Here is a 12,876-nt window from a genome sequence, read left to right as displayed (position 1 = left end):
GAGAATCACAGACTCATGGCGAACTACACCGCCGCTGACGTCAAGAAGCTCCGCGAGCTCACCGGCGCCGGCATGCTGGACTGCAAGAACGCGCTGGTCGACTCCGACGGTGACGTCGACAAGGCCGTCGAGGCGCTCCGTATCAAGGGTCAGAAGGGCGTCGCCAAGCGCGAGGGCCGTTCTGCCGAGAACGGTGCCGTCGTGTCCCTCATCGCCGACGACAACACCTCCGGTGTCATCGTCGAGCTGAAGTGCGAGACGGACTTCGTGGCGAAGGGCGAGAAGTTCCTCGCCGTCGCCAACGAGCTGGCCGCGCACGTCGCCGCCACCTCCCCGGCCGACATCGAGGCGCTGCTCGCGTCCGAGATCGCCCCGGGCAAGACCGTCACGGCCTTCGTGGACGAGGCGAACGCCAACCTCGGCGAGAAGATCGTCCTGGACCGCTTCGCGCAGTTCACCGGCGGTTACGTCACGTCGTACATGCACCGCACCATGCCCGACCTGCCGTTCCAGATCGGTGTCCTGGTCGAGCTCGACAAGGAGAACGCCGAGGTCGCCCGCGGCGTCGCGCAGCACATCGCCGCGTTCTCGCCGAAGTGGCTGTCCGCCGAGGACGTCCCGGCCGATGTCGTCGAGTCCGAGCGCCGCGTCGCCGAAGAGGTCACCCGCGCGGAGGGCAAGCCCGAGGCCGCCCTGCCGAAGATCGTCGAGGGTCGTGTCAACGGCTTCTTCCGCGACAACACGCTGCTCGGCCAGGCGTACGCCCTGGACGCCAAGAAGTCCGTCCAGAAGGTTCTGGACGAGGCCGGTGTCACCCTGGTGCGCTTCTCGCGCATCAAGGTCGGCATCTGAGTCCGTCCTTACAACGACGGACACCGGACCCCGGTAGGGTCTGAAGCAGTCGTCCGCGTGCGCGCGGAACGACCGCAGATCTGACGAGGAGGCCATTGCCGTAGAGGGAACCGCGAGGACCCACCGGCAATGGCCTTCTTCGTATGTGCACGAGGAGATCTCCATGAATCAGGGCGTGGACCCCCACACCGCTTCCGACGACAAGAGCGACCACGACAAGAAGGGCCGCCGCTTCATGCTGAAGCTGTCGGGCGAAGCCTTCTCCGGTGGTGGAGGACTGGGCGTCGACCCCGACGTCGTCCATGCCATCGCGCGCGAAATCGCCGCGGTGGTCCGTGACGGCGCGGAGATCGCCGTCGTGATCGGCGGCGGAAACTTCTTCCGCGGCGCCGAACTCCAGCAGCGCGGCATGGACCGTGCCCGGTCCGACTACATGGGCATGCTGGGCACCGTCATGAACTGCCTCGCCCTCCAGGACTTCCTGGAGAAGGAAGGCATCGACTCCCGTGTGCAGACGGCCATCACCATGGGTCAGGTCGCGGAGCCGTACATCCCGCTGCGCGCCGTACGGCACCTGGAGAAGGGCCGCGTCGTGATCTTCGGCGCCGGCATGGGCATGCCGTACTTCTCCACCGACACCACGGCCGCCCAGCGGGCCCTGGAGATCGATGCCGAGGCCCTGCTCATGGGCAAGAACGGCGTCGACGGGGTCTACGACTCCGACCCGAAGAAGAACCCCGACGCGGTGAAGTTCGACGCGCTGGAGTACGGCGAGGTGCTGTCCCGGGACCTCAAGGTCGCCGACGCCACCGCCATCACGCTGTGCCGCGACAACAAGCTGCCGATCCTGGTCTTCGAGCTGCTCGCCGAGGGCAATATCGCCCGCGCCGTCAAGGGTGAGAAGATCGGCACGCTCGTGAGCGACCAGGGCACCCGGGCCTGAGCGTCCGGCCCCGCCGGGCCCGGCCCCGCCGGGCCGAGCCCGCCCCGCCCGCCTGAACCATCCATATCTGACATGCAGGAGCACGTGGTGATCGAAGAAATCCTCCTCGAAGCCGAGGAGAAGATGGAGAAGGCCGTCGTCGTCGCCAAGGAAGACTTCGCGGCGATCCGCACCGGTCGTGCGCACCCGGCGATGTTCAACAAGATCGTCGCCGACTACTACGGCGCCATCACGCCCATCAACCAGCTCGCGTCCTTCGCGGTGCCCGAGCCGCGCATGGCGATCGTGACGCCGTTCGACGCGTCCGCCCTGCGCAACATCGAGCAGGCCATCCGCGACTCCGACCTCGGTGTCAACCCGAGCAACGACGGCCGCATCATCCGGGTGACCTTCCCCGAGCTGACGCAGGACCGCCGCAAGGAGTACATCAAGGTCGCGCGCACCAAGGCCGAGGACTCCAAGGTTTCCATCCGCGCCGTCCGCCGCAAGGCGAAGGACGCCCTCGACAAGCTCGTCAAGGACAAGGAAGCCGGCGAGGACGAGGTGCGCCGCGCCGAGAAGGAGCTCGACGACACCACCGCGAAGTACGTCGCGCAGGTGGACGAGCTGCTGAAGCACAAGGAATCCGAGCTCCTAGAGGTCTGATGAACGACTCTCCCTGGGCCACGGAGCCGGTTCCGGCGGGTCCCGCATACGATGCGCTGGTGGGCCCGCACACTCGGCCCATGCCCATCGTGCCCGATGCCGCCGGCCGTGACTTCGACGACCGGGAAGCACGCGATCGGGGGGCCGCCGAGGGCGGCCCCCCGTTCCGCGCCGAGACGCCGCCGCAGGAGCCCATGCCCAGCCCCCCGCCCTCGCAGGCACCGCAGGACGCCACGCCCCCGCCGAAGAAGCGGGCGGGGCGAGACCTGCGTGCCGCCATAGGGGTCGGTGTCGGCCTCGGTGCGGTGATCTTCGCTTCGCTGTTCATCGTCAAGGCGGTCTTCGTCGGCGTCATCGTCGTCGCGGTCGTCGTGGGCCTGTGGGAGCTCACCTCCCGGCTCCAGGAGAAGAAGGGCATCAAGGCCCCGCTCGTCCCGCTCGCGGTCGGCGGCGCCGCGATGGTCATCGCCGGGTACGTCCGGGGCGCCGAGGGCGCCTGGGTGGCCATGGCCCTGACGGCGCTGGCGGTCCTCGTCTGGCGGATGACCGAACCGCCCGAGGACTACCTCAAAGACGTCACCGCAGGCGTCTTCGCGGCCTTCTACGTGCCCTTCCTGGCCACCTTCGTCGCGATGCTGCTCACCGCGGACGACGGTCCCGAGCGCGTGGTCACCTTCCTGCTGCTGACCGTGGTCAGCGACACCGGGGCGTACGCGGTGGGCTGGCGCTTCGGCAAGACGAAGCTGGCGCCGCGCATCAGCCCCGGCAAGACCCGCGAGGGGCTGTTCGGCGCGGTCGCCTTCGCGATGGCGGCCGGCGCGCTCTGCATGGAGTTCCTGATCGACGGGGGCGTCTGGTGGCAGGGCCTGCTGCTCGGTCTCGCCGTCGCGGTCAGCGCCACGCTGGGCGACCTCGGCGAGTCGATGATCAAGCGGGACCTGGGCATCAAGGACATGGGCACGCTGCTGCCGGGCCACGGCGGCATCATGGACCGCCTCGACTCCCTGCTGCCGACCGCCCCGGTGGTGTGGCTGCTGCTCGCCGCGTTCGTCGGCACCGGCTGAAACCGGGCCCCCTGGGCTTCCGGCCGGCGGGCGGTTCACCAGGGCAACCCCGCTGAGCTGGGACGACGTACGTCTGAAGGCTTTGGGTGGGTCCGGGCGGTTACTCTTGAAGGGCGCGCTGCTTCTGCGGCGCGCCTTTCGTCTTACGAGGAGTACCAGCCATGGCCCGCCCTGTCCCGGGAGAGCTCACCTTCGTCGCCCCTCGCGGGGCCAAGAAGCCGCCCCGGCATCTCGCCGACCTCACCCCCGAGGAGCGTCGCGAGGCGGTCGCCGCGATCGGCGAGAAGCCCTTCCGGGCCAAGCAGCTCTCGCAGCACTACTTCGCCCGGTACGCGCACGACCCGGCCGAGTGGACCGACATCCCGGCGGGCTCGCGGGAGAAGCTCCAGCAGGAGCTGCTGCCCGAGCTGATGAACGTCATCCGGCACATCTCGTGCGACGAGGACACCACGCGCAAGACGCTGTGGAAGCTGCACGACGGCACGCTCGTCGAGTCCGTGCTGATGCGCTACCCCGACCGGGTCACCATGTGCATCTCCTCGCAGGCCGGCTGCGGCATGAACTGCCCGTTCTGCGCCACCGGCCAGGCGGGTCTGGACCGCAACCTGTCCACCGCCGAGATCGTCCACCAGATCGTCGACGGCATGCGGGCGCTGCGCGACGGCGAGGTCCCCGGCGGACCGGCGCGGCTGTCCAACATCGTCTTCATGGGCATGGGCGAGCCGCTGGCCAACTACAAGCGGGTCGTGGGCGCCATCCGCCGCCTCACCGACCCCGAGCCCGACGGCCTCGGCCTGTCGCAGCGCGGCATCACCGTCTCCACCGTCGGCCTGGTCCCGGCCATGCTGCGCTTCGCCGACGAGGGCTTCAAGTGCCGCCTCGCGGTCTCCCTGCACGCGCCGGACGACGAGCTGCGCGACACCCTCGTCCCCGTGAACACCCGCTGGAAGGTCCGCGAGGTCCTGGACGCGGCCTGGGAGTACGCCGAGAAGTCCGGCCGCCGGATCTCCATCGAGTACGCCCTCATCCGCGACATCAACGACCAGGCCTGGCGCGGCGACCTCCTCGGCCGCCTGCTCAAGGGCAAGCGCGTCCACGTCAACCTGATCCCGCTGAACCCGACGCCGGGCTCGAAGTGGACCGCTTCGCGTCCGGAGGACGAGAAGGCCTTCGTCGAGGCCATCGCCCGCCACGGCGTGCCGGTGACCGTCCGGGACACCCGCGGCCAGGAGATCGACGGCGCGTGCGGCCAGCTGGCCGCCTCCGAGCGCTAGCCCGCGCTTTTCGCGGGCCCGATTCGGCCACGGGGTACCCTGTGGCCGAACCAATTGCATATTCCGACAGGGGAGCGCCACAGCGCTGAGAGTGCGGTAACCGTCATCCGCAGACCCTCTGAACCTCGCCCCGGTCATTCGGGGTAGGAAGTTCGGTCATCACTCAAGCTGTTGCGCCCTGCCCGGCGACCGCTCGCACTGAGCGCCGGGCAGGGCCGCGTCTTCTCCTGGTCTTCCCAGGAGGAATCACCAGTGAGCACCACCAAGAAGTTCGCGGGCGCTGCGCTCGCGGCCGCGCTCGGCGTCGCCACGCTCAGCGCGTGCGGCGGCGCCAAGGACGAGTCCGCGTCCGGCGCGAGTGACGCGCCGAAGTCCAAGACCGTCACGCTCGTCTCGCACGACTCCTTCAACGTGACCGACACGGTCCTCAAGGAGTTCGAGCAGCAGAGCGGCTACACCGTCAAGGTCCTGAAGTCCGGGGACGCGGGCGCCGCCCTCAACCAGGAGATCCTCACCAAGGGCTCGCCGCGCGGCGACGTGTTCTTCGGTGTGGACAACACGCTGCTCTCCCGCGCCCTCGACAACGGCATCTTCACGCCGTACGAGGTCAAGGGCCTGGCCGACGTGAAGCCCGAGTACGTGCTCGACAAGCAGCACCGGGTCACCCCGATCGACTCGGGCGACATCTGCGTCAACTACGACAAGGCGTACTTCGCCGACAAGAAGATCGCCCCGCCGCAGACGCTGGACGACCTGGTCAAGCCGGAGTACAAGAACCTGCTGGTCACCGAGAACGCGGCGACCTCCTCGCCGGGCCTCGGCTTCCTCCTCGCCTCCGTCGGCAAGTACGGCGAGGAAGGCTGGAAGGACTACTGGAGCAAGCTCAAGGCCAACGGCGTCGAGGTGGTCGACGGCTGGGAGCAGGCGTACAACGAGCGCTTCTCCGGCTCCGCGGGCGGCAAGAAGGCCAAGGGCGACCGGCCGCTGGTCGTCTCGTACGCCTCCAGCCCGCCGGTCGAGGTCCTGTACGGCGAGCCGCAGCCGGCCGAGGCGCCCACGGGCGTGTCCACCGGCACCTGCTTCCGCCAGGTCGAGTTCGCGGGCCTGCTCAAGGGCGCGAAGAACGAGGAGGGCGGCAAGGCGCTCCTCGACTTCCTGGTGGGCAAGAAGTTCCAGGAGGACATGCCGCTCCAGATGTTCGTGAACCCGGTGGTCAAGGACGCGAAGCTGCCGGAGCTGTTCACGAAGCACGGCGTGGTCGTCGAGAAGCCCGAGAACGTGGCTCCCGAGACCATCGCCAAGAACCGTGAGCAGTGGGTCAAGACATGGTCCTCGCTCGTCGTGAAGTAGGACGCGAGAGCGCGCGCGGTACGGCCGTCCGGCTCGGGCTGATGGCCGTACCGCTCGCCTTCTTCGGGCTGTTCTTCGCCTATCCCGTGGCCGCGATCGTCGGGCGCGGGATCAAGACCGACGAGGGCTGGCAGTTCGGCCGGATCGGCGAGGTGCTGGCCCGGCCGGACATCGCCGACGTGCTCTGGTTCACCACCTGGCAGGCGCTCGCGTCCACGGCGCTCACGCTCCTGATCGCACTCCCCGGCGCGTACGTCTTCGCGCGCTTCGAGTTCCGCGGCAAACAGCTGCTGCGGGCGGTGGTCACGGTCCCGTTCGTGCTGCCGACGGTGGTCGTCGGCACCGCCTTCCTGGCGCTGGTCGGGCGGGGCGGGCTGCTGGACGAGCTGTGGGGCGTCCGGCTGGACACCACCGTGTGGGCGATCCTGCTCGCGCACGTCTTCTTCAACTACGCCGTCGTCGTACGGACGGTCGGAGGGCTCTGGGCGCAGCTGGACCCGCGCCAGGAGGAGGCCGCCCGGGTGCTCGGCGCCGGGCGGTTCGCCGCGTGGCGGCGGGTGACGCTGCCCGCGCTGGGGCCCGCGGTGGCCGCGGCCTCGCTGATGGTGTTCCTGTTCACGTTCACCTCCTTCGGCGTCGTGCAGATCCTCGGCGGGCCCGCGTACGCCACCTTGGAGGTGGAGGTCTACCGGCAGACCGCGCAGCTGCTGGACCTGCCGACGGCCGCCGTCCTCACGATGGTCCAGTTCGTGGCGGTCGGCCTGATCCTCGCAATCCACGCCCGGACGGTGCGCCGGCGGGAGACCGCCCTGCGGCTCGTCGATCCGGCGCGCACCGCGCACCGGGTCGACGGGGCGGGGCAGCGGGCCCTGCTGGGCGGGGTGCTGCTGACGGTGGCGCTGCTGATCGTGGCTCCGCTGGCGGTGCTGGTGGAGCGCTCCCTCGACGCGCCCGGCGGGTACGGGTTCGGCTTCTACCGGGCGCTCCAGGACGTGGGCGCGGGTGGCGGAACGTTTCTGGTGCCCCCGCTGGAGGCCATCTGGAACTCCCTCCAGTACGCGCTCGCCGCCACCGCCATAGCCCTGGTGATCGGAGGGCTCGCGGCGGCGGCGCTGACCCGGCGCGGGGGCCGGTTCGTGCGCGGGTTCGACGCGCTGCTGATGCTTCCGCTGGGGGTGTCGGCCGTGACCGTCGGCTTCGGGTTCCTGATCACCCTGGACGAGCCGCCGCTGGACCTGCGGACCTCGTGGATCCTGGTGCCGCTCGCGCAGGCGCTGGTGGGCGTGCCCTTCGTCGTACGGACCATGCTGCCGGTGCTGCGCGCCGTGGACGGGCGGCTGCGCGAGGCCGCCGCGGTGCTCGGGGCCTCCCCGCTGCGGGCCTGGCGGGAGGTGGACCTGCCGCTGGTGCGGCGGGCGCTGCTGATCGCGGCCGGATTCGCCTTCGCCGTCTCGCTGGGGGAGTTCGGGGCGACCGTCTTCATCGCCCGGCCCGACCGGCCGACGCTGCCGGTGGCCGTGGCGCGGCTGCTGGGGCGGGCCGGTGAGCTGAACTACGGGCAGGCGATGGCCCTGAGCACGATTTTGATGCTGGTGTGCGCGGTGTCCCTGCTGGTGCTGGAGCGGCTGCGCCCCGACAAGACCTCGGGAGAGTTCTGATGACGTTGCTCGAACTGGCCGGGGTGTCGGTGCGCTTCGGTGAGCGCGCCGTCGTCGACGCGGTCGACCTGGAGGTGGCCGAGCACGAGATCGTGTGCGTGCTCGGGCCCAGCGGAAGCGGCAAGTCCACGCTGCTGCGGGTGGTGGCCGGGCTCCAGCCGGTTTCGGCGGGGCGGGTCCTGCTGGGCGGGGCGGACCAGGCGCGGGTGCCGGTGCACCGGCGCGGGGTCGGCCTGATGTTCCAGGACCACCAGTTGTTCCCGCACCGGGACGTGGGCGGCAACGTCGCGTTCGGGCTGCGCATGCGGGGCTCGGCCCGGGGGTCCGCACGTGTGGCGCAGGAGTCCCGGGTCGCCGAGTTGCTGGAGCTGGTCGGGCTCCCCGGGGCCCGGGGACGCTCGGTGGCTTCGCTGTCGGGCGGTGAGCAGCAGCGGGTCGCGCTGGCGCGGGCGCTGGCGCCGTCGCCGAGGCTGCTGATGCTGGACGAGCCGCTGGGGCAGCTGGACCGCGGGCTTCGGGAGCGGCTGGTGGTGGAGCTGCGGGGGCTGTTCTCCCGGCTCGGGACCACCGTGCTGGCCGTCACCCACGACCAGGGGGAGGCCTTCGCGCTGGCCGACCGGGTGGTGGTGATGCGGGAGGGGCGGATCGCGCAGGCCGGGACCCCGCTGGAGGTGTGGCAGCGGCCGGCCTCGGAGTTCGTGGCGCGCTTCCTCGGCTTCGAGAACGTCATCGCGGCCGTGGTGGCGGACGGGGCCGCGGTGACGGCGTGGGGGAAGGTGCAGGTGCCGGTCGGGTCGCCGGAGGGGGAGCAGAACCTTCTGATCCGTCCGGCCGGGGTGGTGCCGGCGGCAGCGGGGCTGCGGTGTGAGGTGCTTTCGCGGACGTTTCGCGGGACGCACGTCGCGCTGCGGTTGCGTCCGGAGGCCGGGCCGGAGCTGGAGGCGGAGTGCGGGCTGGCCGGGGCGCCGGGGGTGGGGGAGCGGGTCGCGGTGGCCTTCTCGCCGGCCGAGGTGGTCGTGCTCCCGGCGGCGTGACCGCTCGCCCCGGACCCCGCCGCCTCAGACGCCGGCGGGGGCGGGCTCTTGCTCCGGGGTCTGCGCGCCCTCGTGGTTGCCGTACCAGGCGACGGCCACCGCGCCCGTGACGGCCAGGACGAAGCCGAGGACCGCCAGCCAGGCCAGGCCCGGACGGGAGGCGTCGCCCAGCCACAGGACGCCGATCGCACCCGGCAGGACGGTCTCGCCGACCACCAGCGCGGCGGTCGCGCCGTTCACCGAGCCGATCTGGAGGGCGACCGTGTGCAGGTACATGCCGCCGACGCCGGCCAGCACGATCGCGTAGAGGGCCGGGTCGGTGAGCAGCTTGCCCAGGTCGAAGGGGTCGATGCCGTCGAGGATGCGGACGCCGACGCCCAGTGCTCCGAAGGCGAGGCCCGACAGCAGACCCGCCAGGATGGCCGCCCGGGAGCCGAGCAGGCGCACGGCCACCGTGCCGCCCGCGATGATCAGCAGGGTCACCGCGAACAGCCACCAGTGCGTGGACATCGGGGCGTGGTGGCCGCCCTCGTGGCCCGCCGCCGTCGCCAGCAGCACCAGCGCCGCGCAGACGACGCCGATCGAGGTCCATTCCTTACGGGTCAGCCGGATGCCCAGCACCTTCACGCTCAGCACGGCCGTGATCACCAGGTTGGCGCTGATCACCGTCTGGGAGAGGAACAGCGGCAGCAGCCGGGCGGCCAGCGCGCCCAGCCCGAAGCCCACGAAGTCCAGGATGGTGCCGACGATGAACTCCCACGTCATCGCCGCCTTCGCGGTGGACGAGAGGTTCGGGCCGCCGTGCGCGGTCACCCCCGCGGCGGCCGGGGACATCCGGGCCGCCCTGCGGGAGCCCACGGCTTGCAGGACGGACCCCGTGCCGTAGCAGATGGACGCCGCGATCGCGGTCAGCAGGCCTATGAGCACCGAGGGCTCCGTTCACGTCTGGCAGGTTTTGCGAGTTGATTACCTATGGCAGACGTGTGATCGGGCCGCGAAGTTGCCTCGGAGCGGCCGATAGTTCAGTTCGTCCGGTCGGCCGCCGTCATCGCCGCGAGTGCGGCGGGGACCTCGTCCACCGAGTCGACCAGCGCGATCCGCGACTCCATCGCGCGGCCGCGCGCCAGCGCCCGGAGCAGCGGCCACGCCGGCAGGTGCTCGGTCCAGTGCGTACGGTCGACCAGCACCATCGGGGTCGGCTCGCCCCGCGACTCGTAGTAGTTCGGCGTCGCGTTGTCGAATATCTCCTGGAGGGTGCCCGCGGCACCCGGCAGGAAGACCACGCCCGCGTTCGACCGGGCCAGCAGTCCGTCCTCGCGGACGGCGTTCGCGAAGTACTTGGCGATGTGGCCGGCGAAGGCGTTCGGCGGCTCGTGCCCGTAGAACCAGGTGGGGATGCCCACCGAGTCGCCGCCGCCGGGCCAGCGCTCGCGTACGGCGAACGCCGCCCGCGCCCAGTCGGAGACCGAGGGCACGAAGGACGGGGCCTTGGCCAGGATCTCCAGGGCCTCCGGCAGGGCCTCGTCCGGGGCGCTCGCCAGGTAGGCGCCGAGGTTCGCCGCCTCCATCGCACCCGGGCCGCCGCCGGTGGCCACCGTCAGCCCGGACCGGGCCAGCTTCCGGCCGAGCTCGGCCGCGCCCTGGTAGTCGAGGCCGCCGCGGGACATCGCGTGGCCGCCCATGACGCCCACCACCCGGGCGCCGGCGAGGTGTTCGTCGAGGGCATCGGAGATGGCGTCGTCGTGGATCGACCGGAGCATCGAGGAGAAGACGTCGCCGTCCGCCTTGGTCTCCTGGAACCAGGCGTACGCCTGGGCGTCCGGAGTGGTCTCGTAGCCCGAGGGCAGCCCCGTGAACAGCTCGTCGGCGCTGTACAGGAGGCCGCGGTACGGGTTGAACGGGAGGTCCGGGACGGGCGGGAAGACGAGTGCGCCGTCCGCACGCACCTTCGCCGAGGCGTCGGGTTCCATCGGGCAGCCGAGGAAGACGGCCGCGGAGGTGTCGCAGGACAGCAGGGCGAACGTGCGCTCCAGCAGGTTGACCGACTGGACCCGGTAGCCGCTGAGCGAGCCCCGGGCCACGACCCGGTCGAATTCCGCGAGCGTCTCGATCTCGATGTCTGCGTTGTCTGCGTTGACCATTCGGCCCACCCTATGGGCTGCCCTCGTCAGCGGGTCAATGCCAGCGACGTCAGCTGTGCCACACCCCACACGACCGGTCCGCACACGGCCACCAGTGCGGTCGCGCGCAGGCTCGCGGCGGTACGGAGGACTCCGCCCGGAGTGCCCATGTCGCGCAGTGCCGTCCGGGTGGCCGAGCGGTCCTGGCGGACCTCGACGGCCCGGGTGATCAGGGTCGCGGCCGCGCACAGGACGACCAGCGCGCAGGCAGGTCCGGTCAGCGGGCCCAGCGGGGCGCCGAGGCCGCCGTGGTCGCGCAGGGCCGCGACGGTGAGGGCGCCCGCGCCGATCGTGCACAGGACTCCGAGGGGGCGGCCCAGCCGGGGCGCCTCCTCCTGGAGGGTCCGCCCGGCCAGCAGCCGCATGGCACCCGGGCGGACCGCCTGGACCAGCGCTCCGCACGCGTAGGCGAGTCCGGGGCCGGCGAGGGAGAGGCCGACGGCGGTGAGGGCCCAGCCGGCCGGCATCCCGGCGCCGCCGCGGCCCGCGTACGCCAGGGCCGCCAGTCCGCAGGCGGTGAGGGCGATGCCCCAGGGCAGGGCGGTCTGCGGGGCCAGCGGCGGGTGCGGACGCAGGGCGAGGGCGGTGGCGGCGGAGGCGCTGAGCGGGATCAGGGCCAGCAGGGTGAGGGCGGCCGCCACGGGCAGCGGCCGGTCGGCGTGCAGCAGTCCGGCCGCGGCTCCGTCGAAGGGCAGGCCGGTGAGCTCGCCCCGCAGGTGCAGGAAGGCGGCCAGGGCCAGGGCGCTGCCCAGGGTGCACGCGATGGCGGTGGAGACCGTCGCGACGAGGGTGAGCCGTACGGGGCCCAGCCCGACGGCGTCCATCCCCTCGCGGGGCCGGGTCGCGGGGTCGGTCCGCGCGACGGCGACCGCGAACTGCACGGTGACGGCGAGCGGGACCAGGGCCCACAGCAGGCGAGGGAACGATCCGGCGGGCCGGTCGGTGGCTTCCGCGAGCACGTACAGCAGGAGGAATCCGGTGCCGGCGCAGGCGGCGGCGACCAGCAGCCGGCGCAGCTGGACGAGCGGGCGGGACCCGCGGGCTAGGCGGAGAGCGAGCACGCGGCCTGGCCCTCCGGGGTCTCGTCGGAAGGACCGCCGGCACCGCCCACGTCGCCTGCACCGCCCACGGCGGCCGCGGCCGCCGTCGCGGCGGGGCGCCCGTCGAGCAGTGCGACGCTGCGGTCGGCGACGGCCGCGCTCTCCTCGTCGTGGGTGGCCAGCAGCACGGTGATCCCGTGCGAGCGGGCCGCGGTGGTGAGCGTACGGAGCAGCAGGGCGCGCTCGGCGCGGTGCAGCGGGGCGGTGGGCTCGTCGGCGAAGACCACCGAGGGCTCCTTGACCAGGGCGCGGGCCAGGGCGACCCGCTGGGACTCGGCGCGCGTCAGCGCGCCGGGGCGCTTGCGGGCGAAGGCGCCGATGTCGAGCCGGTCCAGCCATTCGCAGGCGACGGCCTTGGCCGTGCGGTGGGAGGCGCCGGAGACCAGCAGCGGCAGGGCCGCGTTCTCCCAGACCTTGAGCTCGGGCAGGAGCAGGGGATCGGGGCCGATCCAGCCGAACCGGTCGCGGCGCAGCCGTTCGCGGGCCACGGCGCCCATGGTGTGGACGGGCACGCTGTTGAACCAGATCTCGCCCTGCTCGGGCACCAGATGTCCGGACAGGCAGCGCAGCAGGGTGGTCTTCCCGCTGCCGCGCGGGCCGGTCAGGGCCAGGACCTCGCCCTGGCGGACGCCCACCGAGACGCCGATGAGTCCGGGCGAACCGCTGTGGGAGTAGTGAACGGACCGTGCCCAGAGGACGTCATTGTCCGGTGGGGCGTTGTCCGGTGGAGCCACCATGGCGTACACCTCCGTCCGGGGGAACGAAGCGGAACCGGC

At 71.8% G+C, this 12,876-nt stretch carries 12 protein-coding genes and 1 riboswitch; of the genes, 8 read left to right on the top strand and 4 right to left on the bottom strand.

The features are described from left to right. Positions 1-15 precede the first annotated feature (15 nt). The 8 genes from tsf to AB0M92_RS05940 all read left to right on the top strand — a co-directional run bounded on the left by tsf (position 16) and on the right by AB0M92_RS05940 (position 8,820). Positions 16-852, top strand: a complete 837-nt coding sequence (tsf, locus tag AB0M92_RS05975; RefSeq protein WP_366100886.1) for a translation elongation factor Ts — start codon at positions 16-18, stop codon at positions 850-852. A gap of 163 nt (positions 853-1,015) precedes the next feature. Continuing rightward, positions 1,016-1,795, top strand: coding sequence for a UMP kinase (gene pyrH, locus AB0M92_RS05970; RefSeq protein WP_351777809.1), 780 nt, complete (start codon positions 1,016-1,018; stop codon positions 1,793-1,795). A gap of 87 nt (positions 1,796-1,882) precedes the next feature. Next, a complete protein-coding gene (gene frr / locus AB0M92_RS05965) occupies positions 1,883-2,440 on the top strand; it encodes a ribosome recycling factor (protein WP_366100885.1) in 558 nt (185 codons plus the stop codon). Then, positions 2,440-3,504 carry a phosphatidate cytidylyltransferase gene (locus AB0M92_RS05960; RefSeq protein WP_366100884.1) on the top strand — a complete coding sequence of 355 codons (1,065 nt, stop codon included), beginning with the start codon at positions 2,440-2,442 and terminating at the stop codon, positions 3,502-3,504. Before frr ends, AB0M92_RS05960 begins: the two co-directional genes overlap by 1 nt. A gap of 161 nt (positions 3,505-3,665) precedes the next feature. Continuing rightward, the gene (gene rlmN / locus AB0M92_RS05955) at positions 3,666-4,778 is read left to right on the top strand and encodes a 23S rRNA (adenine(2503)-C(2))-methyltransferase RlmN (RefSeq protein WP_366100883.1); all 1,113 of its coding nucleotides are present in this window, start codon (positions 3,666-3,668) and stop codon (positions 4,776-4,778) included. Positions 4,779-4,836: 58 nt separating this feature from the next. Further along, positions 4,837-4,946, top strand: a riboswitch (TPP riboswitch). 84 nt (positions 4,947-5,030) lie between these two features. Continuing rightward, the gene (locus tag AB0M92_RS05950) at positions 5,031-6,128 is read left to right on the top strand and encodes a thiamine ABC transporter substrate-binding protein (protein WP_366100882.1); all 1,098 of its coding nucleotides are present in this window, start codon (positions 5,031-5,033) and stop codon (positions 6,126-6,128) included. Further along, positions 6,104-7,786, top strand: coding sequence for an iron ABC transporter permease (locus AB0M92_RS05945; protein ID WP_366100881.1), 1,683 nt, complete (start codon positions 6,104-6,106; stop codon positions 7,784-7,786). Before AB0M92_RS05950 ends, AB0M92_RS05945 begins: the two co-directional genes overlap by 25 nt. Next, on the top strand, positions 7,786-8,820 hold the full coding sequence (locus tag AB0M92_RS05940; RefSeq protein ID WP_366100880.1) for an ABC transporter ATP-binding protein: 1,035 nt from the start codon (positions 7,786-7,788) through the stop codon (positions 8,818-8,820). Before AB0M92_RS05945 ends, AB0M92_RS05940 begins: the two co-directional genes overlap by 1 nt. A gap of 24 nt (positions 8,821-8,844) precedes the next feature. On the opposite strand, the gene AB0M92_RS05935 is transcribed toward AB0M92_RS05940, so the two are convergent. The 4 genes from AB0M92_RS05935 to AB0M92_RS05920 all read right to left on the bottom strand — a co-directional run bounded on the left by AB0M92_RS05935 (position 8,845) and on the right by AB0M92_RS05920 (position 12,846). After that, positions 8,845-9,747: a hypothetical protein gene (locus tag AB0M92_RS05935; RefSeq protein ID WP_366100879.1), complete on the bottom strand. Its 903-nt coding sequence runs from the start codon at positions 9,745-9,747 to the stop codon at positions 8,845-8,847. Between the two features lie 95 nt (positions 9,748-9,842). Then, positions 9,843-10,961 (bottom strand): LOG family protein, encoded by a 1,119-nt coding sequence (locus AB0M92_RS05930; protein ID WP_366100878.1) that lies wholly within the window; start codon positions 10,959-10,961, stop codon positions 9,843-9,845. 26 nt (positions 10,962-10,987) lie between these two features. Beyond that, entirely contained in the window at positions 10,988-12,061 is a 1,074-nt protein-coding gene (locus tag AB0M92_RS05925; RefSeq protein WP_366100877.1) for a hypothetical protein, read from the bottom strand. Beyond that, a complete protein-coding gene (locus AB0M92_RS05920; RefSeq protein WP_366100876.1) occupies positions 12,043-12,846 on the bottom strand; it encodes an ATP-binding cassette domain-containing protein in 804 nt (267 codons plus the stop codon). Before AB0M92_RS05920 ends, AB0M92_RS05925 begins: the two co-directional genes overlap by 19 nt. Positions 12,847-12,876: the final 30 nt, after the last annotated feature.

The organism is Streptomyces sp. NPDC051582 (assembly GCF_040681715.1).
Classification (GTDB): domain Bacteria; phylum Actinomycetota; class Actinomycetes; order Streptomycetales; family Streptomycetaceae; genus Streptomyces.
This window is presented reverse-complemented; position numbering and strand designations above follow the sequence as displayed.

Bases quoted from the DNA above. Each gene is read 5' to 3' on its own strand.
- pyrH (WP_351777809.1), top strand. From the start codon at position 1,016: ATGAATCAGGGCGTGGACCCCCACACCGCTTCCGACGACAAGAGCGAC.
- tsf (WP_366100886.1), top strand. From the start codon at position 16: ATGGCGAACTACACCGCCGCTGACGTCAAGAAGCTCCGCGAGCTCACC.
- AB0M92_RS05945 (WP_366100881.1), top strand. From the start codon at position 6,104: ATGGTCCTCGCTCGTCGTGAAGTAGGACGCGAGAGCGCGCGCGGTACG.
- rlmN (WP_366100883.1), top strand. From the start codon at position 3,666: ATGGCCCGCCCTGTCCCGGGAGAGCTCACCTTCGTCGCCCCTCGCGGG.
- AB0M92_RS05940 (WP_366100880.1), top strand. From the start codon at position 7,786: ATGACGTTGCTCGAACTGGCCGGGGTGTCGGTGCGCTTCGGTGAGCGC.
- AB0M92_RS05960 (WP_366100884.1), top strand. From the start codon at position 2,440: ATGAACGACTCTCCCTGGGCCACGGAGCCGGTTCCGGCGGGTCCCGCA.
- AB0M92_RS05930 (WP_366100878.1), bottom strand. From the start codon at position 10,961: ATGGTCAACGCAGACAACGCAGACATCGAGATCGAGACGCTCGCGGAA.